This window comes from Pseudomonas sp. PvP001, assembly GCF_040546375.1.
In the GTDB taxonomy this organism is placed as follows: domain Bacteria; phylum Pseudomonadota; class Gammaproteobacteria; order Pseudomonadales; family Pseudomonadaceae; genus Aquipseudomonas; species Aquipseudomonas coleopterorum.
In genome coordinates this window covers 734,485-758,906 of record NZ_JBEPNQ010000001.1, presented here as the reverse complement: position 1 = coordinate 758,906, position 24,422 = coordinate 734,485, and the positions used below count along the sequence as shown (strand labels likewise).

Genomic DNA, 24,422 nt, shown 5'->3' with positions numbered 1-24,422 from the left:
CAACCGGACCTCGCCAATGAAAGCCAAGGCAGATGTACCCTTCGTGCCCCTCAATATTGCCGTCTTGACGGTGAGCGACACCCGCACCGTGGAAACCGACACCTCTGGTCAGTTGTTCGTCGATCGCCTCAGTGCAGCCGGTCACGGCCTCTATGCCCGCGCGCTGCTCAAGGACGACCTGTACAAGATCCGCGCCCAGGTGGCGCAGTGGATCGCCGACGATCAATGCCAGGTGGTGCTGATCACTGGCGGCACCGGCTTCACCGGTCGCGACAGCACTCCGGAAGCCGTCGCCTGCCTGTTGGACAAGCAGGTCGATGGCTTCGGCGAGCTGTTCCGGCAGATCTCCGTGGCCGACATCGGCACTTCGACCGTGCAGTCCCGCGCCCTGGCCGGGCTCGCCAACGGCACTTTGGTGTGCTGCCTGCCGGGCTCGACCAATGCCTGCCGTACCGGCTGGGACGGCATTCTCGCCGAGCAGTTGGACGTGCGTCACCGGCCCTGCAACTTCGTCGTGCACCTCAAGCAGGCCGAGCCCTGCGTCAGCCGTGGCTGAGTTGCCGGCGGCGCAGCCGCTGCTACCGGTCGAGCAGGCGCTGGCGCAACTGCTGGCCATGGCCGATGCCGCGCCCATCCGCGAGCGTGAGCAGATCGCCCTGGCCCAGGGCAGCGGTCGGGTGCTCGCCGATGACCTGATCGCCACCCTCGACCTGCCACCCTGGCCCAACAGCGCCATGGACGGCTACGCGCTGCGCCGAGAGGACTGGCAGGGTCAACCCCTGCGCGTCAGCCAGCGTATCTTCGCCGGCGCCGTGCCCGAGGCGCTGGAGCCCGGCACCTGTGCACGCATCTTCACCGGCGCCCCGATGCCGGACGGCGCCGACTGCGTGGAAATGCAGGAAAACGCTCGCATCGAGGATGATCAGCGGGTGAGCTTCAACCAGGCCTTGAGAGTTGGCCAGAACGTCCGTCCGCAAGGGCAGGAAACCCGTATCGGCGACCGCCTGCTGACGGCGGGCAGCCGCCTGGGCGCGATCGAGCTGGGGTTGCTGGCGTCCATGGGGCAGGCCCATATCGACGTGGTTCGCCGACCACGGGTGGCGGTACTGTCGACAGGCGATGAATTGGTCGAACCGGGTCAGCCGCTGGGGCCCGGACAGATCTACAACAGCAATCGTCAGGTGCTGTGCAGTGCCTTGAGCGGGTTGGGCTGCGAAGTGGTGGATGCCGGGATTCTGCCCGACGATCTGCAACAGACACGCCAGCGCCTGGCGGCGTTGGGTGATGTGGACCTGATTCTGTCCACGGGGGGCGTCTCGGTGGGCGAAGCCGATTTTCTCGGCATCGCCCTGCGCGAGGAGGGTCAGTTGGCCCTCTGGAAACTGGCGATCAAACCCGGCAAGCCGCTGACCTTCGGCCACTTTCGTGGCGTGCCGGTCATCGGCCTGCCGGGCAATCCCGCTTCTACACTGGTGACCTTCACCCTTCTGGCACGGCCTTACCTGCTGCGCCGCCTGGGTGTACAGGACGTGGCGCCGCTGCGCTTCCAGCTGCCCGCCGGGTTCGCCTGGCCTCGCGCCGGCACGCGTCGTGAGTACCTGCGCGGGCGTGTCGAACAGGGGCGGGCGGTGATCTACCCCAATCAGAGCTCAGGCGTGCTGCTCAGCGCCGCCTGGGCCCATGGACTGGTCGAGATCGGCGAAGGCTGCACCGTGGCTGAAGGCGATATGGTCACCTTCATCCCGTTCAGCGAGCTGTTCTAGACCTTGCTCTTGTCCGACTCGACGGCTGCCGGTGCGCGGCCGTAGATGTCGGTGAAGCGCACGATGTCGTCTTCGCCCAGGTACTCGCCGCTCTGCACTTCGATCATGACCAGGTCGATCACGCCGGAGTTGACCAGGCGGTGCACGTGGCCCTGCTTGATGAAGGTCGATTCGTTGGTGTCGAGCAGGAATTCGTTGTCACCGTTGGTGACCCGAGCCATGCCGCTGACCACGATCCAGTGCTCACTGCGGTGGTGGTGCATCTGCAACGACAGCGTGCCGCCGGGCTTGACCACGATTCGCTTGATCTTGAAGCGCTTGCCTTCCTCCAGAATGGTGTAGGTGCCCCATGGGCGGGTGACCGTGCGGTGCAGGCGGAAGGCGTCGTGGCCCTGGCGCTTGAGTTGCTGGGCGAGCAGCTTGACGTCCTGGGTGCGGCTGCCGTCGGCGATCAACAGCGCGTCGGGGGTGTCGATCACCACCAGATTGTCCACGCCGACCGCGCCGACCAGGCGACGGGGCGAGTCGATGTAGCAGTTGCTCACGTCGTGCAATACGGTCTCGCCGTTGCATTGGTTGCCTTGTGCGTCGGCCGGAGTCAGCTCGCGCACGGCCTGCCACGAGCCGATGTCGCTCCAGCCCATCTGGCAGGGAATCACTGCGACCTTGTCGGAGCGTTCAAGCAGGGCATAGTCGATCGAGATGTCCGGCGCCAGGGCAAAGGTGCTGCTGTCCAGTTCGACCTGCAGCTCACGGTTGCCCTGCTTGATGTCGCTGACCTGCAGGCAGGTGGTGGCGGCCAGCAGCACGTCCGGTGCGTGCTTTTCCAGCTCGCGCAGGAGTACGTCGACGCGCATGCAGAACATGCCGGCGTTCCACAGGTAGTCACCGCTGTCCAGGTAGGCCTGGGCGGTGACCTGATCCGGCTTCTCGCGGAACTGTGCTACCTGGTAGCTGCCGTCGCCCAGATCGGCGCCGCGCTCGATGTAGCCAAAGCCGGTTTCCGGCGTCTGGGGCACCAGGCCGAAGGTGACCAGCCAACCCTCGTCGGCTTTTTTGCGTGCCGCGCTGACGGCTGCCTGGAACGCGTCGATGTCGCGAATCAGATGGTCGGCCGGCAGCACCAGCAACTGCGCCGAGGCGCCGTAGTGCTTGGCCGCGTGCAGGGCAGCGCTGGCGATGGCCGGCGCAGTATTACGACCGGCAGGCTCGAGAATGAAATCGAGCAAGGCGTTGCGATCGTTCAGTTGGCGGTAGTCGTCCAGCGTGCGGAAGAACACCTCGCGGTTGGTCACGGTCAGTACCCGATCCACGCCCGGCAGTTGCGATGCACGGGTAAAGGTCTTCTGCAACAGGCTTTCGCCGTCCGGCAGGCGCATGAAGGGCTTGGGCATGGCTTCGCGCGATACGGGCCACAGGCGGGTGCCGGAGCCCCCGGCGATGATGCAGGGAATCAGAGTCGTCATAGGTCGAGCCTCGAGTTGGAGAAGGCGGGCGGCACCTGCATGGGCAGGCGTACACGACCAGCCAGGCTGGATGCATGAAAGGGTCGATGGAAAAAGGGCAGAACGCAGGAATCAGCGATTCGACAATGCTACCGCCAGCCGGAGACGGGCCGGACGTGCAGGAATCGGAGGGGTAACGGCCACTTCGATGATGGCCAGTTGCGTGGCAGTAAAGCCTAAACGAGAACCGTTGGCGAGTGGTAAATGCACGAATGGTTAAAAACTTTTCGTCCGGGCTTTTTTTGCTGCGGCTGTGGTCACATCAGGCAGAGTTCAACTCATTGGTCACCGGAGACATGCAACATGAGCGAGCGCAAGGCAATCCTGATATTGCACGGCAAACAGGCTTCCAACGAAGAGGTACGCACTGCGGTCGAGCGCTACCGGGAGCAGGGCAATGACCTGGCCGTGCGTCTGACCTGGGAAGGCGGTGATGCCCAGCGTCTGGTCGAGGAGGCGCTGCAAGCGGGGTATACCCACATCATCGCCGGCGGTGGCGACGGCACCTTGCGCGATGTCGCCGAAGCCATGGCATTGGCCAAGACCGATGCCAGCCTGGTCCTGATGCCCCTGGGCACGGCCAACGATTTCGCCCGTGCCGCCGGGGTGCCTTTGGAACCCGAACCTGCGCTGGCGCTGCTTGCCCGCGAGCCTCAGGCGATCGACCTGGGCGAGGTGGGCGGACAGGTGTTCCTCAACATGGCCACCGGCGGCTTCGGCAGCCAGGTCACGGCCAACACCTCCGAAGACCTGAAGAAGGTACTCGGCGGCGCGGCCTACCTGTTCACCGGTCTGTCGCGGTTCAGCGAATTGCGCGCCGCCTCCGCGTCGCTCAGCGGTCCGGACTTCCACTGGGAAGGCGACCTGTTGGCACTGGGCATCGGCAACGGTCGTCAGGCCGGAGGTGGCCACGAGCTATGCCCCGAAGCCGTGGTCGACGACGGGCTGCTGGAGATCAGCATCCTGCCGGCGCCCACCGAAGTGGTCGGCACCTTGAAAAGCCTGCTCGGCGGCGGAGGGCTGGAAACCCTGTTCGTCCGTGCACGGCTGCCGTGGGTGGAAATCAACAGCAAGGAAAACCTCGACATCAACCTCGATGGCGAACCGCTGCAGGGCGAAAATCTGCGCTTCAGCGCCATGCCCAAGGCGTTGAAGGTCCATTTGCCCGCCGGCTCGCCGCTGCTCAGCCGCCGATTGAGCCAATAAAGATCAGCGACCGCAGTCAAGATATTCCCGTCAGCGCCGATAGCCCGGTACCTCTACTTTCACTTGGGCTTTGGAGCTTCACATGGCCGGCATTCTCGACACGGTTGACCAACGTACGCAGCTGGTGGGCGAAAACCGGCTGGAACTGCTCATGTTCCGCCTGGCTGGCAGGCAACTGTTCGCGATCAACGTGTTCAAGGTCCAGGAAGTCCTGCAGTTGCCCAAGCTGACGCTGATGCCCCAGCGCCACCCTTTCGTCTGCGGCGTGATCAACCTGCGCGGGCAGACGCTGCCGGTGATCGACCTGTCCCAGGCCATCGGCATGCGCCCGTTGGTGCCAGGGCCCACCAGCACCATCATCGTGACCGAATACAACCGCTCGATCCAGGCGTTCCTGGTCGGTGGTGTCGACCGTATCGTCAACATGAACTGGGAATCGATCCTGCCGCCTCCGGCCAGCGCCGGGCGCCAGCACTACCTCACTGCGATCAGCCGAGTCGACGAGCAACTGGTCGAGATCATCGACGTGGAAAAGGTGCTCGCCGAAATCGTCCCCTACAACGCCCGTGTTTCCCGGGACAAGCTCGACGATCCGATCCTGGCGCGCGCTCGTGGCCGTGAAGTGCTGCTGGTGGACGACTCCACGGTGGCTCTGGCGCAGTTGCGCGATACGTTGTCGCAGCTGGACATCAAGATGCATGTGGCCAGCGATGGCCTGAAGGCGCTGAACAAGCTCAAGGCCTGGGCCGACACCGGCGAGCGCATGACCGACAAGCTGCTCATGGTCTTCACTGATGCCGAAATGCCGGAAATGGACGGCTACCGCCTGACCACCGAGATCCGCAACGACCCACGGCTGCGCGAGCTGTACGTGGTGCTGCACACCTCCCTGTCCGGCAGCTTCAACGAATCGATGGTGAAAAAGGTCGGCTGCGACAACTTCCTGTCAAAGTTCCAGCCCGACAAGCTGGTCGACGTGGTCCGCCAGCGTCTGGAAATGGATCGACACTGATCCCGACTCGTCATGGCCTTGGCGGTTCCGCTAGACTCGGTTCTTTTGCTCAAAGGAACTTGGCCATGTCGAGCCTTGCCGCGTTGTATCGTTATCCGCTCAAATCAGCCTTGGGTCAGTCCCTGCAGCAGTCGGCCGTCGACGGTCTGGGGCTGGTGGGTGATCGACGCTGGATGCTGGTCGACGCGGAGCGTGGGCTGTTCCTCTCGCAACGCTCGGTGCCACGCCTGACACAGTTGCACACGCAAGTTACAGCCGAGGGTGACTTGGTATTGAGTGCAACGGATTTCCCCGACCTGCATGTACCGGTGCCCGTTTCAGGTGACTTGCGCCAGGTCAAGGTCTGGTACGACAGCTTCGAAGCGCCTGACGCAGGCGACGCTGCCGCGCAATGGGTCAGCAATTTCCTCGGCAAACCCACGCGGCTTGTCTATATGCCCGCCGAACGCGCCCGTACGGTCGGTGCCGACTATGGCAAGGAAGGCGACAAGGTGGCGTTCGCCGACGGCTTTCCGCTGCTGCTGATCGGCCAGGGTTCGCTGGACGATCTGTGCGCACGGGTCGGCCGCTCGCTGGACATGATCCAGTTTCGCCCCAACCTGGTGGTGCAGGGCAGCCCGGCGTTCGCCGAGGATGGCTGGAAACGCATTCGTATCGGTGACGTGGATTTCCGCGTGCTCAAACCGTGCGCGCGTTGCATTCTCACCACCCTGGATCCGCAGACCGGCGAGCGCAGCGCCGATCGCGAGCCGTTGACCACGCTCAAGGGCTACCGGCTTCAGGACGGCCATGCCATGTTCGGTCAGAACCTGGTCTGCGATGGCGCCGGCGTGCTCGAAGTGGGCATGCCCATCACTGTCCTGGAGTGAGCCGGCGGCAGCCCTGGAGCTGCCGCCATCGACTCACTGGTCGTCGAAGAAGCGCTCGTGCCAATCCACTACTGGCTGTGGCGCATTGAGCTTGTCGCCGTAAATGACAGCGTAGGAGAGCACGTTCTGTACGTACTGGCGTGTTTCGTCGAACGGAATGGACTCCACCCAGACGTCGAAGCTCAGGTGGTTCGCACCTTTGAGCCACTGCCGCACACGGCCAGGGCCTGCGTTGTAGGCGGCCGAGGCCAGCACTCGGTTACCGTTGAACTGGCTGTGCACCTGGCTCAGGTAGGCCGCGCCCAGTTGGATGTTGGTGTCGGGGTCCAGGACTTGCTGCGGTGACGACAGCGGAATGCTGAACTTGCGCGAGGTCTCCTTGGCAGTGCCCGGCATCAGCTGCATCAGCCCCATGGCACCGGCGCCGGAACGGGCGTCGTCCATGAACGCGCTTTCCTGACGGGTAATCGCGAACACCCAGCTGGTGTGCAGGCCGCGCACGTTGGCTTCGCGGATCAAGGTGTCGCGGTGGGCCATCGGGAAACGGATGTCCAGATCGTCCCAGTACTGTGCCTGACTGATTGTGCGAATGGCCGGGAAATACCAGCGCATGTCGTAGGCCAGCTTGGCCTGGGCGACCATTTCATCGCGATCGAAATGACGGCTGACGTGATACCACTCGCGCCGCGCATCGACGATCTGGCCGCGCGCATACAGCTCCAGCGAACGGCGGATACCGGCGGTGTTGCGTACCTTGTTGACTAGCGCCTGGCTCATCACCAGCGGCTTGTTGTTGAGCGAGTAGGGCGCCTGCAGGCGGTCGGCCGCCAGGAAACCGTAGAAGTCACGTTCCTTGGCGACCGCCTTGTACAGCTGCGGCACCTTGGCGCTCTGCGGCTGGGCCAGCTCCAGGCTGCGCGCCTGCCAGTACTGCCAGCGGTTGGTCTGCGCCAGGTCCTTGGGCAGGCGGGTGGTCAAGTCGTAGGCCTCCTGCCAGCGGCCCAGTCGCAGCAGCAGGCGCAGGCGCCACTCCGTGACGGTGTCGTCGCGCAGCTCCGGGTCGTAGCGGGTCATCAGTTCCAGCGCGCGCGGGTCGTAGCGGCGGGCCAGGGTCAAGCCGATCTCACGGGCGATGGCGACTTTTTCCTCGGCCGAAAAGCGCATGCTGCTGGCATAGCTGTCGAGCATGCGCATGGCCTTGTCCGGATCCTGGCGAGCCAGGCGGCGCAGACCCAGCCCGACCACGTCGGACATGGCTTCGTCCACCGGCATGAAGCGCGAAGGCTGGTCGAGCAGTTCGGGCTTCTGCGCGACATCGAGCAACAGGCGACCCTGGCTCGACAGCGTGGTCAGACCCTGCACCAGGCTGGTAGCCAATGGATAGTTGCGCGCCTGGGCGGCAAGCTTGGCGCGCTGCCAGCGCTTGTTCTCGGTGAGCTGGCCTTCACTGGCCCAGCGCTGGAACAGGCCGTCACAGGCCGTGGGCAGCGTTTTGCCGGTCAGCCACAGCTTGTCGGCGTTGGCATAGCCTTCGGCGCGCAGCTGGCTGTTGCTCAACTGGTACTGGCCGTACAGGCAGTCGAGCTCCTTGAAGTTGAGCTTGGGGTCGTAGTATTTGACGAACGGTGCCCACTCGCCGCGCTCGGCCAGTTGCCGCAGCCAGCGCAGTTTCATCCAGTTGGCCTGGGGCAGGTCGCCGTGCTTGGCCAGGAAGCCCTCGATTTCGGCGTTGCTCGCGCTGCGCAGGCGCGGCGTGAGCTCGTCGTAGGCCAGGTAGGCCTCCAGGGGGTAATCCTGCAGCTCGGCGGCGTAGCGCATGTACGGCCCGCTGTCGCCCTTGGCCAGGGCGCGCTTGGCTTCGTCGTAATACTGGCGCTGCGTGGCCAGGTCGGCGGCCTGGATAGTGGCGACGCTGGAAGCAGACAGGATGAGGCAGGAAAACAGGCTGAACAGGCGACTGCGCATGAGACTTCCAGGCAGAGAGGACGTGACAAGTGTCGGCAGTGCCAGCACTAAAGAAGTGAGCCTAGCTTAGCCTCTAGAGCAGGCGCGATGAAAGCGTTCAGGATCATTCATTTTATTGCCGCCTTCGGTCTGCCAGGGCAAAAGTCGGTTAGAATGCGCGCCCGGTTTTTGGAGAAGCTCATGACCCTGCTCAAATTCAGCGATGTGTCCCTTGCATTCGGCGCGATGCCGTTGTTGGACAAGGTGTCCTGGCAGATCGCCCGTGGTGAGCGGGTGTGCATCATCGGCCGCAACGGCACTGGCAAATCCAGCATGCTGAAGCTGGTCAAGGGCGTGCAGAAACCCGATGACGGCGCCGTCTGGCGCGCGCCCGGGCTGAAAATCGGCGAATTGCCCCAGGAACTGCCGGTGGCCGACGAACGGACCGTGTTCGACGTGGTTGCCGAAGGCCTGGACGGCGTGGGCGCATTGCTGGCCGAATACCACCACTTGAGCCAGAACATCGTCACCGACGAAGACCTGAACAAGCTCATGCATGTCCAGCAGGACCTCGAAGCCCGTGACGGCTGGCGCCTGCAGCAGTTGGTCGACAGCACCCTGAGCCGCCTGCAATTGCCGGCCGACAAGACCCTCAAGCAACTCTCCGGTGGCTGGCGCCGTCGGGTGCTGCTGGCCCAGGCGCTGGTGTCCGAGCCGGATCTGCTGCTGCTCGACGAACCGACCAACCACCTGGACATCGGCGCCATCGCCTGGCTCGAAGAAGCCCTCAAGGATTTCCAGGGCGCGGTACTGTTCATCACCCACGACCGCTCCTTCCTGCAGAACCTCGCCACCCGCATTCTCGAACTGGACCGCGGCGGCCTGATTGACTGGAACGGCGACTACGCCAGCTTCCTGGTGCACAAGGAGGCCATGCTGGCCGCCGAGGAAACCGCCAACGCGCTGTTCGACAAGCGCCTGGCCCAGGAAGAGGTGTGGATCCGCCAGGGCATCAAGGCCCGGCGTACCCGCAACGAAGGCCGTGTGCGTGCGCTCAAGGCGCTGCGTGTGGAGCGCGGCGAGCGTCGCGAACGCACCGGCAAGGCCAACATCCAGCTCGACACCGCCGACAAGTCCGGCAAGCAGGTCATGGTGCTCGACAACGTCAGCTTCGCCCATCCGGGTGGGCCGATGCTGATCAAGGATTTCTCCATGGTCCTGCAACGCGAGGACCGTATCGGCCTGCTGGGCGCCAACGGTACCGGCAAGACCACCCTGCTCAAGCTGATGCTCGACAACCTGCAGCCCACCAGCGGTTCGGTCGACGTCGGCACACGCCTGGACGTCGCCTACTTCGACCAGTTGCGCCACCAGCTGGACCTGGAGAAGACCGTCATCGACAACGTCGCCGAAGGCCGCGACTTCATCGACATCGACGGGCAGAGCCGCCACGTATTGAGTTACCTGGGCGACTTCCTGTTCAGCCCCCAGCGTGCCCGCACGCCGGTCAAGGCGCTGTCGGGCGGTGAGCGTGCGCGCCTGCTGCTGGCCAAGCTGTTCAGCAAGCCGGCCAACCTGCTGGTACTGGACGAACCGACCAACGACCTCGACGTTGAGACCCTCGAACTGCTCGAAGAAGTGCTGTCCAGCTTCAAGGGCACTGTGTTGATGGTCAGCCACGACCGGGCATTCCTCGACAACGTGGTCACCAGCACCCTGGTGTTCGAAGGCGAGGGCAAGGTTCGCGAATACGTGGGCGGCTATCAGGACTGGATCCGCCAGGGCGGCTCGCCGAAGCTGCTGGGCGTGACCGAAAACAAGTCGGGCAAGGCCGAGCTCAACAGCGCCGTGGTCAAGGCCCCGGAACCCGCGCCAGTCGAGGCGCCGGCGCCGGCGAAGAAGAAACTCAGCTACAAGCTGCAGCGCGAGCTGGAAGCCCTGCCGGGCCAGATCGACGCCAAGGAGCAGGAAATCGCGGCGCTGGAGGCCGAGATGGCCGATGCCGGGTTCTATCAGCGACCTGCCGAACAGACCGCCGCCGTGATAGCCAAGCTGGAAGCTTCGCAGGCCGAGCTGGAAGCCATGGTCGAGCGTTGGGCCGAGCTCGACGCCTGAGCCCTGACCCTGGAATCCTCAGCGAGGCCGCAGCTGCTGCTCGGCCCCGCTGATGATCCTCATTCGGCGCGCTTGACCAGGCGTACCGCCAGCACGTCGCACGGCGCACCGTGCAGCACGTCGTTGGCCGTGGAGCCCAGCAGCAGCGCCAAACCGTGACGGCCATGGCTGCCGACCACGACCAGATCGCACTCGGACTTCTTCGCCAGGTTGTGAATCTCCTGACGCGGCTGGCCGTAGGTCAGATGGCAGTCGCCCACCACCAGGTCCGGGTACTTGAGCTTAAGCGTTTCCAGGCGCTCCTTGGCCTGGTCGAACTGCTGCTGTTGCAACTGCGAGAGATCCATCGGCACGTCTCCGCCGAATGCCATGGCCATCGGTTCTACAATGTGCACCAGCGAGAGCTTGGCGCGATTACTGACCGCCAGCTCCCTGGCCCGTTTGATGACCGGGTCACACTCTTCGGTGAGGTCGACGGCGACCAGAATGTGTTGGTAGGGCATGAGAAGCACTCCTGACGATTACGATAGCTTGAGTATGAACTGTTTGGGCGAGGTGCGACATGCGCATCCCTCGCCGACCTTTTTGAAGCGCTAAGCGGGTGTACTCTTTATGACGGTGTGGATAGTCGTGTCAATCCTTGCGCTGATTCTCAGCCCCATGGTATGGCTGCGGCCCTCGCGCAGCCAGAGCGGGCGCATGGCCGTGCGCATGCAGGCCCGACGCATGGGCCTGGCGATGCAGCTGGCGCCGCAGCAGTGGCCACACTGGTTGAGGGTCGAGCCACCCGACCCCTGCGCGCAATACCATCGGCCACGCCGCAAGGGCCGGGTCGACAGTTGGAGCTACTGGCAGATCGAGCCGGGCATATGGTGCAACCAATGGCGCGAAACCTGCGTCGATCCGCATCTGCTGCCGCACCTGGCGACCCTGCCGCCCGATGTCTACAAGCTCGAAGCCGGTCCGCAGATGTTGGCCCTGTACTGGGGCGAGAAGGGTGATGAAAAGGTGCTTCAGAATATTGCCAAGGTCCTTCAAGCGCTGGCTTGATCCCGAACTCCAGCTATCGTCATATGCCTGCGGCAGGCTGTCGCAGGTGCGTGTTTTCCCCCATTCCAGAAATGACCGCAAAGTCGCGTTTTCAAAGGCCTTGCGCGGCATTTGACAATCGCCCGCATTTCCGTGAATGTACACGCACCCCAATCAAACGGGCGTATGAATCGAGCGTTTTTCTGTCACGCTCCAGCACTATCCCGACTACCGCGCTGACGGGTATGCCTGGCTACAGAGAGCGGCGGCCATGTACCGCCCCCTTTTTACCCAGCGTCCGGCGTGTACTGTTCAGCTTCCATATCGTGGAGATCAGTGGATGATTTACGAAGGTAAAGCCATCTCGGTGAAGGCTCTTGAAAGCGGCATCGTCGAACTGCGGTTCGATCTCAAGGGCGAGTCCGTCAACAAGTTCAACCGCCTCACGCTCGAAGAGCTGCGCGAAGCGATCGCGGCGATCAAGGCCGACGCTTCGGTCCAGGGCGTGATCGTCACCAGCGGCAAGGACGTCTTCATCGTCGGTGCGGACATCACCGAATTCGTCGAGAATTTCAAATTGCCCGAGGCCGAACTGGTCGCGGGCAACCTGCAGGCCAACCGTATCTTCAGCGACTTCGAAGACCTCGAGGTTCCCACGGTTGCCGCCATCAACGGCATTGCCTTGGGCGGCGGCCTGGAAATGTGCCTGGCCGCCGACTACCGGGTCATGTCCAGCGAAGCCAAGATCGGTCTGCCCGAAGTCAAGCTGGGCATCTACCCGGGTTTCGGTGGCACGGTGCGCCTGCCGCGCATCATCGGCGCCGACAATGCCATCGAGTGGATCGCCTCCGGCAAGGAAAACGGCGCCGATGATGCGCTCAAGGTGGGCGCGGTCGATGCGGTCGTGGCAGCGGACAAGCTCGAAGCTGCGGCGCTCGACCTGATCAAGCGCGCCATCAGCGGCGAGTTCGATTTCAAGGCCAAGCGCCAGCCCAAGCTGGCCAAGCTCAAGCTCAACGCCATCGAGCAGATGATGGCGTTCGAAACCGCCAAGGGTTTCGTTGCCGGCCAGGCCGGGCCCAACTACCCGGCGCCGGTCGAGGCGATCAAGACCATCCAGAAGGCTGCCAGCTTCGGTCGCGAGAAAGCCCTGGAAATCGAAGCCGCCGGTTTCGCCAAGATGGCCAAGACCTCGGCCGCACAAAGCCTCATCGGTCTGTTCCTCAACGATCAGGAACTCAAGCGCAAGGCCCGTGGCTATGACAAGGTGGCACGAGACGTGAGCCAGGCTGCCGTGCTCGGTGCCGGCATCATGGGTGGCGGCATCGCCTATCAGTCGGCGCTCAAGGGCACGCCGATCCTGATGAAGGACATCAACGAGAAGGGCATCGAGCAGGGCTTGGCCGAAGCCTCCAAACTGCTGGGCGGCCGTGTCGAAAAAGGGCGTCTGACCGCAGCGAAGATGGCCGAAGCGCTCAACGACATCCGGCCGACGCTGTCCTATGGCGACTTCGGCCATGTCGACATCGTCGTCGAAGCCGTGGTGGAAAATCCCAAGGTCAAGCAGGCGGTACTGGCCGAGGTCGAAGCGCAGGTGAAGGACGACACCATCCTGGCGTCCAACACCTCGACCATTTCCATCAACCTGCTGGCCCAGGCGCTCAAACGCCCGGAAAACTTCGTCGGCATGCACTTCTTCAACCCGGTGCACATGATGCCGCTGGTCGAAGTGATTCGTGGCGAGAAGTCCAGTGAAGTCGCCGTCGCGACCACCGTCGCCTACGCCCGCAAGATGGGCAAGAACCCGATCGTGGTCAACGACTGCCCCGGCTTCCTGGTCAACCGGGTGCTGTTTCCCTACTTCGGTGGTTTCGCCCGCCTGGTCAGCGCCGGCGTGGATTTCGTGCGCATCGACAAGGTCATGGAAAAGTTCGGCTGGCCCATGGGCCCGGCCTACTTGATGGACGTGGTCGGTATCGACACCGGCCACCATGGCCGTGACGTGATGGCCGAAGGGTTCCCGGACCGCATGAAGGACGAGCGTCGCTCGGCCATCGACGCGCTTTACGAAGCCAATCGCCTGGGGCAGAAGAACGGCAAGGGCTTCTATGCGTACGAGACCGACAAGCGCGGCAAGCCGAAAAAAGTCGCCGATCCTGCCGCTCTCGATGTGCTCAAGCCAGTGATCTACGAGCAGCGCGAAGTCAGTGACGAGGACATTGTCAACTGGATGATGATCCCGCTGTGCCTGGAAACCGTACGCTGCCTGGAAGACGGCATCGTCGAAACCGCCGCCGAGGCCGACATGGGCCTGGTCTACGGCATCGGCTTCCCTCCCTTCCGCGGCGGTGCGCTGCGTTACATCGATTCGCTGGGCGTTGCCGAATTCGTCGCCCTGGCCGACCGCTACGCCGAACTGGGTCCGCTGTACCAGCCTACCCAGAAGCTTCGTGAAATGGCACGTGCCGGGCAGACGTTCTTCGGGCAAGCGGCCAACGTACAGAACAAGGGTGAATGACTTATGAGCTTGAATCCTAGAGACGTGGTGATCGTCGACTTCGGTCGCACCCCCATGGGCCGCTCCAAGGGCGGCATGCACCGCAACACCCGCGCCGAGGACATGTCGGCGCACTTGATCAGCAAGCTGCTGGAACGCAATGCCAAGGTCGACCCGGCCGAAGTCGAGGACGTGATCTGGGGCTGCGTCAACCAGACCCTGGAGCAGGGCTGGAACATCGCGCGCATGGCGTCGCTGATGACGCAGATCCCGCACACGGCAGCCGGCCAGACCGTCAGCCGTCTGTGCGGCTCGTCCATGAGCGCACTGCACACCGCGGCCCAGGCCATCATGACCGGCAACGGCGACGTGTTCGTGGTCGGTGGCGTCGAGCACATGGGCCACGTCGGCATGATGCACGGCGTCGATCCGAACCCGCACATGTCGCTGTACGCCGCCAAGGCATCGGGCATGATGGGCCTTACCGCCGAGATGCTCGGGAAAATGCACGGCATCACCCGTGAACAACAGGACGCCTTCGGTGTGCGCTCGCACCAGTTGGCGCACCAGGCGACGGTGCAGGGCAAGTTCAAGGACGAGATCATCCCGATGCAGGGCTGTGACGAAAACGGCTTCATCAAGGTGTTCGACTACGATGAAACCATTCGTCCCGACACTACCCTGGAAAGCCTCGCTGCGCTCAAGCCTGCGTTCAACCCCAAGGGCGGCACGGTCACGGCCGGTACCTCGTCGCAGATCACCGACGGTGCGTCGTGCATGATCGTGATGTCGGCGCAGCGCGCCCAGGATCTGGGCATCACGCCATTGGCGGTGATCCGTTCGATGGCCGTTGCCGGCGTCGACCCTGCGATCATGGGTTACGGACCGGTGCCGGCGACCCAGAAAGCGCTCAAGCGCGCAGGTCTGGGCATTGCCGACATCGACTTCATCGAGCTCAACGAAGCCTTCGCGGCACAGGCCCTGCCCGTGCTCAAGGATCTGAAAGTGCTCGACAAGATGAACGAGAAGGTTAACCTGCATGGCGGCGCCATCGCCCTGGGGCATCCTTTCGGTTGTTCAGGTGCTCGAATTTCCGGCACGCTGCTCAACGTCATGAAGCAGAACGGTGGTACGTTCGGTCTGTCTACCATGTGCGTAGGCCTGGGGCAGGGCATCACCACGGTTTTCGAACGCGTCTAGTCCAGACGCGTGGAGTCGAGCGAACCGGGGCCCAGTGTCCCGGTTTTGCTTTTTTCCGGTTTACTCAAAAAGTTTTTCAACACGTATTTCAAGCGAGGCGCACCATGCAGTTACAGCCAGGGCTCTATCGTCACTACAAAGGCCCCGAGTATCGTGTCTACGGCGTCGCGCGCAGTTCCGAGGACGAGCAGGAAGTCGTGTTCTATCAGGCGCTTTACGGCGAATACGGCCTCTGGGTTCGACCGCTGAGCATGTTTCTGGAGTCGGTCGAGGTTGACGGCGAGAGCGTCCCGCGCTTTGCTTTGATCGAAGCCGAACCCAGCCTGTTTTCAGTTCCGCAGGCGCCGACCGCTTGAACCCCGGCGCTTGACCTCAGGTTCTCACCACTATATATAGCGGGGCCTCGCAAGGCGCCGCATGCCTTTCATTTCAAGAATTCAGGAATTTTCCGATCCATGGGCAAATCGCTGGTCATTGTGGAATCCCCGGCTAAGGCCAAGACCATCAACAAGTATCTGGGTGACCAGTACGTGGTGAAGTCGAGTATCGGCCATATCCGAGACTTGCCCACTAGCGGTTCGGCGAGCGCCAGCAAGGAGCCGGCCGCCAAGCGCGGCAAGGCTGCCGCCAGCGACGCACCGGCGCTTTCGCCCAAGGAAAAGGCCCGCAAGCAATTGGTGGCGCGCATGGGCGTGGATCCGGACCAGGGCTGGAAGGCCAAGTACGAGATCCTTCCCGGCAAGGAAAAGGTCATCGAAGAGCTGCGCCGGTTGGCCAAGGATGCCGACACCATCTATCTGGCGACGGACTTGGACCGCGAGGGGGAAGCCATTGCCTGGCACCTGCGCGAAGCCATCGGTGGTGACGACAGCCGCTACAAGCGCGTGGTGTTCAACGAGATCACCAAGAAAGCCATCCAGGAGGCGTTCTCGCGTCCTGGCGAGCTGGACATTGACCGCGTCAATGCGCAGCAGGCCCGACGTTTCCTCGACCGCGTGGTCGGCTACATGGTCTCGCCTCTGCTGTGGCAGAAGATCGCCCGTGGGCTGTCGGCAGGCCGCGTGCAGTCGGTGGCGGTGAAGCTGGTGGTCGAGCGCGAACGCGAGATCCGCGCGTTCAACCCTGAAGAGTACTGGGAAGTGCATGCCGACCTGGCGTCGGCCAAGGCCGCCAAGGTGCGTTTCGAAGTGGCCCGCGAGAACGGCGAGGCCTTCAAGCCCTTGAACGAAGCCCAGGCCATGGCCGCGCTGGCCAAGCTCAAGGACGCCAGCTACAGCATCGTCAAGCGCGAGGACAAGCCGACCAGCAGCAAGCCTTCGGCGCCCTTCATCACCTCGACCTTGCAGCAGGCCGCAAGCAACCGCCTGGGCTACGGCGTGAAGAAGACCATGATGATGGCGCAGCGCTTGTACGAGGCAGGCTACATCACCTACATGCGTACCGACTCCACCAACCTGTCGGTGGACGCCGTGCAGATGGCGCGTGCCTACATCGAGAGCGAGTTCGGCAAGAAGTACCTGCCCGAAGCGCCGATGGTCTACGGCAGCAAGGAAGGCGCCCAGGAGGCGCACGAAGCCATTCGCCCCTCGGATGTGAACACCCATCCCAGCAAGCTGGCCGGCATGGAGCGTGACGCCGAACGTCTGTACGAATTGATCTGGCGTCAGTTCCTGGCTTGCCAGATGCCGCCTGCCCAGTACCTGTCCACCACGGTCACCGTGGCGGCCGGCGATTTCGAGCTGCGCGCCAAGGGCCGCATCCTCAAGTTCGACGGTTACACCCGTGTGCTGCCGCAGATGAGCAAGCCGGGCGACGACGACGTGCTGCCGGACATGAACCAGGGCGAACAGCTCAAGCTGTTGCACCTTGACCCGACCCAGCACTTCACCAAGCCGCCTGCGCGCTATTCCGAAGCCAGCCTGGTGAAAGAGATGGAGAAACGCGGCATCGGTCGACCTTCGACCTACGCGGCGATCATCTCCACCATCCAGGACCGCGGCTACGTGGCGCTGCACAACCGTCGCTTCTACTCGGAAAAGATGGGTGACATCGTCACCGAGCGCTTGTCCGAGAGCTTCTCCAACCTGATGGACTACGGCTTCACCGCCGGCATGGAAGAGAATCTCGATGACGTGGCTCACGGTGAGCGCGACTGGAAGAACGTGCTCGACGAGTTCTACGGCGACTTCAAGGGCAAGCTCGATGTTGCGGGTGCTGCCGACAGCGGCATGCGCGCCAACCTGCCGACCCTGACCAACATCGCCTGCCGCGAGTGCGGCCGCCCGATGATGATCCGCACCGCTTCCACTGGGGTGTTCCTGGGCTGTTCGGGCTATGCGTTGCCGCCCAAGGAGCGCTGCAAGTCGACCATCAACCTGATTCCAGGCGATGAGATCGCGGCCGACGATGAAGGTGAGTCCGAGTCGCAGATCCTGCGCGGCAAGCATCGCTGCCCGATCTGTGCAACGGCCATGGATGCCTATCTGGTCGACGAGAAGCGCAAGCTGCACATCTGCGGCAACAACCCCGACTGCCCAGGCTACGAGATCGAAGAGGGCAACTACCGCATCAAGGGCTACGAAGGCCCGAGCCTGGAATGCGACAAGTGCGGCAGCGAGATGCAACTCAAGACCGGCCGTTTCGGCAAGTTCTTCGGTTGCACCAATCCCGAATGCAAGAACACCCGCAAGCTGCTCAAGAGCGGCGAAGCGGCGCCGCCGAAAATGGACGCGGTGAAGATGCCCGAGCTCAAGTGCGAAAAGGTCAACGACACCTACGTGCTGCGCGACGGCGCTTCGGGTCTGTTCCTGGCCGCCAGCCAGTTCCCCAAGAACCGTGAGACCCGCGCACCGCTGGTACTGGAGATCATTCCGCACAAGGACGAGATCGATCCCAAGTACAGCTTCCTGTTCGATGCGCCGATCAAGGACCCGGACGGACGCCCGACCGTGATCCGCTACAGCCGCAAGACCAAGGAGCAGTACGTGCAGAGCGAGGTCGACGGCAAGCCGACCGGTTGGAAGGCTTTCTACGACGGCAAGACCTGGAAGGTCGAAGACAAGCGCTGAGTCGCTGGTTGCAAAGAGGCCGCACCGTCCGCCAGGACTGTGCGGCCTTTTTCATTTGTGGCTTGCACTGGCTCTGCGGGTTCCCGACACTGTAGGCGATCAGTGTTCATTGCGGAGACCGCCACCATGGCCTATGAGCTCTACACCCGTACCAACCAGAAAATCTATTTTGCCGGGCTGGCGCTGGAAGCCATGGGCAAGGCCGAGCAGGGCCAGGCGATCAACGCCCAGGCGCAGTTGCAGGCGCAGCGCGAGTCGGCGTTGTTCCACCTCTACGGTGCCTTGCTGGGGCTCTGCCATGAGATCGCCGGTTACTACCGCCTGCCACAGGCCGGCACGGCCCGCGCCGAAACCCTGCTGACGCCGCAGGCGTTGGATGGCACGTCGATTCCCGAACTTGGTGAACTGGTGGAGCTGGCCCAGCATCCGCATACCTGGCTGGCGCAGTTGCTTGCCGCCCATGGCGCGCTGTTCGTACCGCCCAGGGCGCCCAAGAAGCCCAAGGGGGACGTGACCCAGCCGTTGATACAGGCGGTCAGTCTGGACGAGGTGGAAGAGCCGGAACTGAGTCGCGAGGTGCTCGAAAGCTGGCGTCAGCAGCTCAAGGGCTTGACCGTTCGCTTCAGAGAAGGGTTGAGTGAGTGCTGATTCAGCGTGGCGCTGCTACAATGCTCGCCTTTCGTGGAGAACATGTCCTTATGCCTACGTCCTTTCTTGAGATTGTCGAGCTGCCTGACGGCCGCATCGAGTTGCGTCGTGCCGAGGACGAAGGTTCGCTGGTGACGCTGAATTTTTCCGAAGATGCCAAGGCATTTCTGCAGGGCCAGCATGTGGAAGTGGCCAAGGCCATGCTCAGTGTCGGCGTACAGATGGCCGGCAAGCTGGTGGAAGGTGAAATCGACAAGGACGACGGGCCGCGCGTCCTGCACTGATGCTGCCGCTCAGCGAGCGCCTCGCGCTTGCCTGGGCGGACAGTACCCAGTGTGTTTCTTGGCTATCCCAATCGAATGTTCAAGCTCTGCGCGCCGCCCTGGCGTGCGGCCGTGATCAATTGTTGCCTGGCCACGGCCGGCAACGGATTGAGCCAGCTCACCACAGTGTGACTACGACCCAGACGCAGCGCTTCGCACGCCAGTTGCTGTGCGCTCTGCGTGCCCCGTGGCTGCAATAGCAGTATCCGTTCGCGATTGAGCCCGGCATCGCGCAGCCAGGCCTGGGTCAGGCTCGCCGGTGGCGCGATCAAGGTCATCCAGCGCGCGTCCTGCTCCTCGCTCAGTTCGCGCAGCATGGGGGCCAGCAGGTTCAGGCAGTTCCCCGCAGCACCGCGCAGCGACATCTCGCTGAATACATCCGGCTCGGCAACGGTCCAGGGCGACTCGACGGCCTCCTTGAATCGCGGCGCCACCGGTGCAGACATGAAAGCTTCGAACAGCGACATCTGTGCTTGTTGGGATGAAAGGGGAAACTGCATGACGCCTCCTTATCGACGAATGACGCCGACGCTCAGACCTTCAATGACCAGATCCTGATCCTTGAGGTTGACTTCAATGGGTGCGAAGTCGGGGTTTTCCGCAACCAGGAAAACCTTGTTGCCCTCGCGCTGGAACCGCTTGACCGTCACTTCATCGCCGATACGGGCCACGACGATCTGGCCATTGCGCACTTCACGGCAGGTGTGCACGGCGAGCAGGTCGCCGTCGAGGATGCCGACATCGCGCATGCTCATGCCCTGTACCCGCAACAGATAATCGGCGCGTGGATGAAAGAAGCCCGGGTTGATCTTGCAGGACTCCTCGATGTGTTCCTGCGCCAGAATGGGCGCGCCCGCTGCAACGCGGCCGACCACTGGAAGACTGGAATCGTCGTTGCGCGCCTCGGAGCCGGGAATACGAATGCCGCGTGAGGCGCCCGGGGTCATTTCGATCGCGCCTTTGCGCGCCAGGGCCTTGAGGTGTTCTTCAGCGGCGTTGGGGGATTTGAAGCCCAGTTCCTGGGCGATTTCTGCACGGGTAGGTGGGAAGCCATTGTCGTCAAGGCAGCGCTTGATGAAGGCGAGAATTTCAGCTTGGCGTGGCGTCAATTTCAACATTTGGATGGCTCTGTCTTTTTGTACAGTGACTGGGATTATATACAGTGGATTGCACTTGGCAACATCGTTTTCTGGAGCAGAGGTCGGTGGATGTTCGCATGCTGCGCTAAGGCGATGAATTTGTATGCTTTAATACGTGACCCTATGGCCACGAACAGCCCGCTCGGACTTGACAGTCGGGCGCTTTGAAACGTATGTTTCAAACAAGTGTTTGTCAGGCGGAGTTGCCATGGCCCAGTCGGAAACCGTTGAACGCATCCTCGATGCCGCGGAACAGCTTTTTGCGGAAAAAGGCTTCGCGGAAACGTCGCTGCGCCTGATCACCAGCAAGGCCGGGGTCAATCTGGCGGCGGTGAACTACCATTTCGGCTCTAAGAAGGCGCTCATCCAGGCGGTGTTCTCGCGATTCCTCGGGCCTTTCTGTGCCAGCCTCGACCGCGAGCTGGAGCGGCGTCAGGCCAGTGCGACGCCCAAAGCCAGCCTCGAGGAGCTACTCGAGATTCTCGTCGAGCAGGCCCTGGTGGTGCAACCGCGCAGTGGCAACGACCTTTCCATCTTCATGCGCCTGCTGGGCCTGGCCTTCAGCCAGAGCCAGGGTCACCTGCGTCGTTACCTGGAAGACATGTACGGCAAGGTGTTCCGCCGCTATATGCTGCTGGTCAATGAGGCAGCGCCGCGCATTCCGCCCATCGAGCTGTTCTGGCGCGTGCATTTCATGCTCGGCGCCGCCGCGTTCAGCATGTCCGGGATCAAGGCGTTGCGTGCCATCGCCGAAACCGACTTTGGCGTGGACACCTCGATCGAGCAGGTCATGCGCCTGATGGTGCCGTTCCTCGCGGCGGGCATGCGCGCGCAGAGTGCGGTGACCGACCCGGCCATGGCTGCGGCCCAGCTGCGCCCGCGCAGCAAGAGCACGCCGGCCGCCGTGAAGGCCTGAGGCCTGCACGGCCAACCTCCCGATCCCCCTCTACAAGGAAACCTCATGAGTGCTCGTCTGCAAGGCTCCCTGATGGTCGACGTCGCCGGCACCTGGCTTACTGCCGAGGACCGGCATCTGTTGCGCCAACCCGAAGTCGCCGGACTGATCATCTTCGCGCGCAACATCGAGCATCCACGCCAGGTACGCGAGCTGACCGCGGCCATCCGCGCTGTGCGGCCCGAGCTGATCCTGGCCGTGGATCAGGAGGGGGGACGCGTGCAACGTCTGCGTCAGGGCTTCGTGCGTCTGCCGGCCATGCGTGAGTTGGCGCATCATGCCGATGCGGTCGGCCTGGCCGAGCATTGCGGCTGGTTGATGGCCGCCGAAGTGCTGGCTGTGGGCCTGGACCTGAGCTTCGCGCCGGTGCTGGACCTCGATCATGGCCACAGCGCCGTGGTCGGTACCCGTGCCTTCGAGGGTGATCCCGAGCGCGCGACGGCGCTCGCCGGGGCGTTCATCCGAGGCATGAATGCCGCAGGCATGGCAGCGTGCGGCAAGCATTTTCCCGGCCATGGCTGGGCCGAAGCCGACTCCCACGTGGCGATTCCCACCGACGAGCGTTCCCTGGAGCAGATTCGCGCATGCGATCTGGTGCCCTTCGCGCGGTTGGCCGGCCAGCTGGCGGCGGTCATGCCGGCCCACGTCATCTACCCGCAGGTCGACGGCAACCCGGCAGGCTTCTCGCGTCGCTGGCTGCAGGACATTCTGCGCGACGAACTGGGTTTCGAAGGGGTGATTTTCAGCGATGACCTGTCGATGGCCGGCGCTCACGTCGTGGGTGATGCTGCCAGTCGGATCGAGGCGGCCTTGAGCGCGGGCTGCGACATGGGCCTGGTGTGCAACGACCGCGCTGCGGCCGAACTGGCCTTGAGCGCTGCCCAGCGCATGGGCGTGCAGCCTTCGCCACGCATCGCTGCCATGCGCGGCCAGGCCTTCGCCAATGTCGAGTACCGTCAGCATCCGCGCTGGCAACAAGCGACTGCTGCACTGCGCGCGGCGGCATTGATCGACTGAACGCGGTTACTGGCCGGCCAGCAGGCGCACGGGCTGGCCGGCGTGCCAGGCCAGTATGTCTTCGATCATCTGAGTGAAGAACAGCCGGTAGTTGTTGCCGGTAACGTAGCCGATGTGGGGCGTCGCCAGCACGTTGGGCAGCGTGCGGAACGGATGATCTTGCGGCAGCGGCTCCTCGTCGAACACATCCAGTGCCGCGCCAGCGAGGCGACCCTCGCGCAGGGCTTGGATCAGCGCGGTCTCGTCGATGATCGGGCCGCGTGAAGTGTTCACCAGCCGCGCGCCCGGCTTCATCCACGTCAAAGCCTGTGCATCGACCAGCCCACGGCTGCGCTCGCTGAGCACCAGATGCACGCTGAGCACGTCGGCCTGTTCGAACAACTGCTGTTTGTCGACGTACTCCACGCCCACTTCGGCGGCGCGTTGCGGCGTGAGGTTCTGGCTCCAGGCGATCACGCGCATACCGAACGCCTGGCCGAAGCGCGCCACTTTCTCACCGATGCTACCCAGGCCCAGCAAGCCCAGGGTGCTGCCATGCAGATCGCCACCCAGGCCGATTTGCCAGCCACCGCTGCGCAGCGAATGGGCTTCGCCGAGCAGGTCACGGGTCAAGGCCATCAGGAGGGCCCAGGTCAGCTCCGGCGCCGCATGCTTGTAGCTGTCGGTACCGGCGACCTGAATGCCCAGTCGGGCCGCGGCCTGCAGGTCGATGGCGGCGTTGCGCATACCGCCGGTCACCAGCAGTTTGAGCTGCGGCAGCTGCTGGAGCAGGGCTGCGTCGAAACAGGTGCGTTCACGCATCACGCAGATGACGGTATAGGCCGCCAGACGCTCGGCCAGAACGCTGCCGTCGGCAGGGTAATCGTGGATGAAGTCGAGCTGGCCGACAGCCTGCAGCGGGGTCCAGTCGACCACGTTTTCAGCCACCGATTGCCAATCGTCGATGACGGCTATTCGCATGGGCATTGCCTCTTGTCAGAGCGGTTTCTGGGGAGCATCCAACCAGTCGAGCAGGGCCTTGTGGAAGCGCGTCGGCTCTTCCATCTGCGGTGCGTGGCCCAGGCCTGCGAACTCCACCAGGGTGCTGTGGGGGATCATCTGGCTGGCCTGCTTGCCCAGCACGGCGTACTTGCCCAGCCGTGCCTTGACCTCGGGCGGTGCGATATCGCTGCCGATGGCCGTGGTGTCGGCGTCGCCGATCAGCAGCAGGGTCGGCACCTTCAGGTCCTTGAACTCATAGACCACTGGCTGGGTGAAGATCATGTCGTAGATCAGCGCCGAGTTCCATGCCACCAAGGTATGTCCCGGGCCTTTGTTCAGGCCGGCGAGCATGTTCACCCAGCGATCGTATTCCGGCTTCCAGCGACCGCCATAGTAGGTGGTGCGCTCGTAGTTGCGGATGCCCTCGGCGGTGACCTTGGACTCGCGCTCGAACCACTGATCGACACTGCGATAGGGCACGCCCAGGGCTTTCCAGTCTTCCAGGCCGATCGGGTTGACCATGGCCAGGCGCTCGGTGTCCTCGGGAAACATCAAGGCGTAGCGGGTCGCCAGCATGCCGCCGGTGGAGTGGCCCATGATCACCGCTTCCTTGACCCCGATGCGGGTCAGCAGGTCATGGGTGTTGTTGGCCAGCTGCTGGAAACTGTATTGGTAGTGTTCCGGCTTGCTGGAGGTGCAGAAGCCGATCTGATCCGGTGCGACCACTCGGTAGCCGGCATCGCTGAGCGCCTTGATCGAGCTTTCCCAGGTGGCGGCGCAGAAGTTCTTGCCATGCATCAGCACCACGGTGCGGCCGTTGGCCTTGCCATTGGCGGCAACGTCCAGGTAGCCCATCTGCAGGCTTTTGCCTTGGGACTCGAAGGCGTAATGTTGCAGCGTGTACGGATAGTCAAAGCCCTGCAGTTCGGGACCGTAGGCGGGCGAGGATTCGGCGGCCAGCAGGGGCTGGGCGAAGACACTGGCGAGCGCCAGCAGGGACAGGCGAAGCATGGAGACCTCCTGGAATGGACGGTGGCGCAGGATGGACGTACGGTTGCAGGGTGTTGCCGGCCAGCACCGTAGCACCTATTGGAGGCCGACATGGCCCGGTGGTGCCCAGCTGCGACGAGAAATGTCCCGCATCAGGTTTC

22 protein-coding genes are annotated in these 24,422 nt (G+C 63.3%); 15 read left to right on the top strand and 7 right to left on the bottom strand.

Features of this window, described 5'->3' with window-relative positions:
• The first annotated feature begins 16 nt into the window (after nt 1–16).
• Complete coding sequence (moaB, locus tag ABMD26_RS03435; RefSeq protein WP_056843089.1) at nt 17–556, top strand: molybdenum cofactor biosynthesis protein B; 540 nt, start codon at nt 17–19, stop codon at nt 554–556.
• Nucleotides 549–1,763, top strand: coding sequence for a molybdopterin molybdotransferase MoeA (locus ABMD26_RS03430; protein ID WP_354307890.1), 1,215 nt, complete (start codon nt 549–551; stop codon nt 1,761–1,763). The genes moaB and ABMD26_RS03430 overlap by 8 nt, the downstream gene beginning before the upstream one ends.
• On the opposite strand, the gene ABMD26_RS03425 is transcribed toward ABMD26_RS03430, so the two are convergent.
• Nucleotides 1,760–3,229 carry a mannose-1-phosphate guanylyltransferase/mannose-6-phosphate isomerase gene (locus tag ABMD26_RS03425; RefSeq protein ID WP_122741839.1) on the bottom strand — a complete coding sequence of 490 codons (1,470 nt, stop codon included), beginning with the start codon at nt 3,227–3,229 and terminating at the stop codon, nt 1,760–1,762. The two genes, ABMD26_RS03430 and ABMD26_RS03425, sit on opposite strands and share 4 nt — an antisense overlap.
• 342 nt (nt 3,230–3,571) lie before the next feature.
• Between ABMD26_RS03425 and yegS the strand changes: the two genes are divergently transcribed.
• From yegS to ABMD26_RS03410, 3 genes are all read left to right on the top strand, one after another.
• The gene (gene yegS, locus ABMD26_RS03420) at nt 3,572–4,474 is read left to right on the top strand and encodes a lipid kinase YegS (RefSeq protein ID WP_134721374.1); all 903 of its coding nucleotides are present in this window, start codon (nt 3,572–3,574) and stop codon (nt 4,472–4,474) included.
• An 82-nt stretch (nt 4,475–4,556) separates the two neighbouring features.
• Nucleotides 4,557–5,486 carry a chemotaxis protein CheV gene (locus tag ABMD26_RS03415; RefSeq protein ID WP_354307883.1) on the top strand — a complete coding sequence of 310 codons (930 nt, stop codon included), beginning with the start codon at nt 4,557–4,559 and terminating at the stop codon, nt 5,484–5,486.
• A 65-nt stretch (nt 5,487–5,551) separates the two neighbouring features.
• The gene (locus tag ABMD26_RS03410) at nt 5,552–6,355 is read left to right on the top strand and encodes an MOSC domain-containing protein (protein WP_134721372.1); all 804 of its coding nucleotides are present in this window, start codon (nt 5,552–5,554) and stop codon (nt 6,353–6,355) included.
• 33 nt (nt 6,356–6,388) lie between these two features.
• On the opposite strand, the gene ABMD26_RS03405 is transcribed toward ABMD26_RS03410, so the two are convergent.
• Nucleotides 6,389–8,320 (bottom strand): transglycosylase SLT domain-containing protein, encoded by a 1,932-nt coding sequence (locus ABMD26_RS03405; RefSeq protein WP_354307879.1) that lies wholly within the window; start codon nt 8,318–8,320, stop codon nt 6,389–6,391.
• A 180-nt stretch (nt 8,321–8,500) separates the two neighbouring features.
• On the opposite strand from ABMD26_RS03405, the gene ABMD26_RS03400 reads away from it, so the two are divergent.
• A complete protein-coding gene (locus ABMD26_RS03400; protein WP_134721370.1) occupies nt 8,501–10,414 on the top strand; it encodes an ATP-binding cassette domain-containing protein in 1,914 nt (637 codons plus the stop codon).
• A 59-nt stretch (nt 10,415–10,473) separates the two neighbouring features.
• On the opposite strand, the gene ABMD26_RS03395 is transcribed toward ABMD26_RS03400, so the two are convergent.
• On the bottom strand, nt 10,474–10,917 hold the full coding sequence (locus tag ABMD26_RS03395) for a universal stress protein (protein ID WP_134721369.1): 444 nt from the start codon (nt 10,915–10,917) through the stop codon (nt 10,474–10,476).
• A 109-nt stretch (nt 10,918–11,026) separates the two neighbouring features.
• On the opposite strand from ABMD26_RS03395, the gene ABMD26_RS03390 reads away from it, so the two are divergent.
• The 7 genes from ABMD26_RS03390 to ABMD26_RS03360 all read left to right on the top strand — a co-directional run bounded on the left by ABMD26_RS03390 (nt 11,027) and on the right by ABMD26_RS03360 (nt 19,140).
• Complete coding sequence (locus tag ABMD26_RS03390; protein ID WP_354307873.1) at nt 11,027–11,464, top strand: hypothetical protein; 438 nt, start codon at nt 11,027–11,029, stop codon at nt 11,462–11,464.
• A 319-nt stretch (nt 11,465–11,783) separates the two neighbouring features.
• Nucleotides 11,784–13,961, top strand: coding sequence for a fatty acid oxidation complex subunit alpha FadB (fadB, locus tag ABMD26_RS03385; RefSeq protein WP_354307869.1), 2,178 nt, complete (start codon nt 11,784–11,786; stop codon nt 13,959–13,961).
• A gap of 3 nt (nt 13,962–13,964) precedes the next feature.
• A complete protein-coding gene (gene fadA / locus ABMD26_RS03380) occupies nt 13,965–15,140 on the top strand; it encodes an acetyl-CoA C-acyltransferase FadA (RefSeq protein ID WP_043188265.1) in 1,176 nt (391 codons plus the stop codon).
• Between the two features lie 104 nt (nt 15,141–15,244).
• On the top strand, nt 15,245–15,496 hold the full coding sequence (locus ABMD26_RS03375; RefSeq protein ID WP_049859128.1) for a DUF1653 domain-containing protein: 252 nt from the start codon (nt 15,245–15,247) through the stop codon (nt 15,494–15,496).
• A 99-nt stretch (nt 15,497–15,595) separates the two neighbouring features.
• Nucleotides 15,596–18,208: a type I DNA topoisomerase gene (topA, locus tag ABMD26_RS03370; RefSeq protein WP_354307863.1), complete on the top strand. Its 2,613-nt coding sequence runs from the start codon at nt 15,596–15,598 to the stop codon at nt 18,206–18,208.
• 126 nt (nt 18,209–18,334) lie between these two features.
• Nucleotides 18,335–18,856 (top strand): DUF6586 family protein, encoded by a 522-nt coding sequence (locus ABMD26_RS03365; protein ID WP_354307859.1) that lies wholly within the window; start codon nt 18,335–18,337, stop codon nt 18,854–18,856.
• A 50-nt stretch (nt 18,857–18,906) separates the two neighbouring features.
• On the top strand, nt 18,907–19,140 hold the full coding sequence (locus tag ABMD26_RS03360; RefSeq protein WP_049859130.1) for a hypothetical protein: 234 nt from the start codon (nt 18,907–18,909) through the stop codon (nt 19,138–19,140).
• Between the two features lie 62 nt (nt 19,141–19,202).
• Here the strand turns inward: ABMD26_RS03360 and sulA are convergent, their stop codons facing one another.
• Together sulA and lexA are read right to left on the bottom strand one after the other, a co-directional pair.
• Nucleotides 19,203–19,679 (bottom strand): SOS-induced cell division inhibitor SulA, encoded by a 477-nt coding sequence (sulA, locus tag ABMD26_RS03355; protein ID WP_049859131.1) that lies wholly within the window; start codon nt 19,677–19,679, stop codon nt 19,203–19,205.
• A gap of 9 nt (nt 19,680–19,688) precedes the next feature.
• The gene (lexA, locus tag ABMD26_RS03350) at nt 19,689–20,297 is read right to left on the bottom strand and encodes a transcriptional repressor LexA (RefSeq protein WP_049859132.1); all 609 of its coding nucleotides are present in this window, start codon (nt 20,295–20,297) and stop codon (nt 19,689–19,691) included.
• Between the two features lie 229 nt (nt 20,298–20,526).
• Here lexA and ABMD26_RS03345 point away from each other — a divergent pair, with 229 nt between their 5' ends.
• A complete protein-coding gene (locus ABMD26_RS03345) occupies nt 20,527–21,234 on the top strand; it encodes a TetR/AcrR family transcriptional regulator (protein ID WP_122741848.1) in 708 nt (235 codons plus the stop codon).
• Nucleotides 21,235–21,291: 57 nt separating this feature from the next.
• On the top strand, nt 21,292–22,290 hold the full coding sequence (nagZ, locus tag ABMD26_RS03340; RefSeq protein ID WP_354311789.1) for a beta-N-acetylhexosaminidase: 999 nt from the start codon (nt 21,292–21,294) through the stop codon (nt 22,288–22,290).
• Between the two features lie 6 nt (nt 22,291–22,296).
• Here the strand turns inward: nagZ and ABMD26_RS03335 are convergent, their stop codons facing one another.
• Complete coding sequence (locus tag ABMD26_RS03335) at nt 22,297–23,256, bottom strand: D-2-hydroxyacid dehydrogenase family protein (RefSeq protein ID WP_354307849.1); 960 nt, start codon at nt 23,254–23,256, stop codon at nt 22,297–22,299.
• A 9-nt stretch (nt 23,257–23,265) separates the two neighbouring features.
• On the bottom strand, nt 23,266–24,282 hold the full coding sequence (locus ABMD26_RS03330) for an alpha/beta fold hydrolase (RefSeq protein WP_134721361.1): 1,017 nt from the start codon (nt 24,280–24,282) through the stop codon (nt 23,266–23,268).
• Nucleotides 24,283–24,422: the final 140 nt, after the last annotated feature.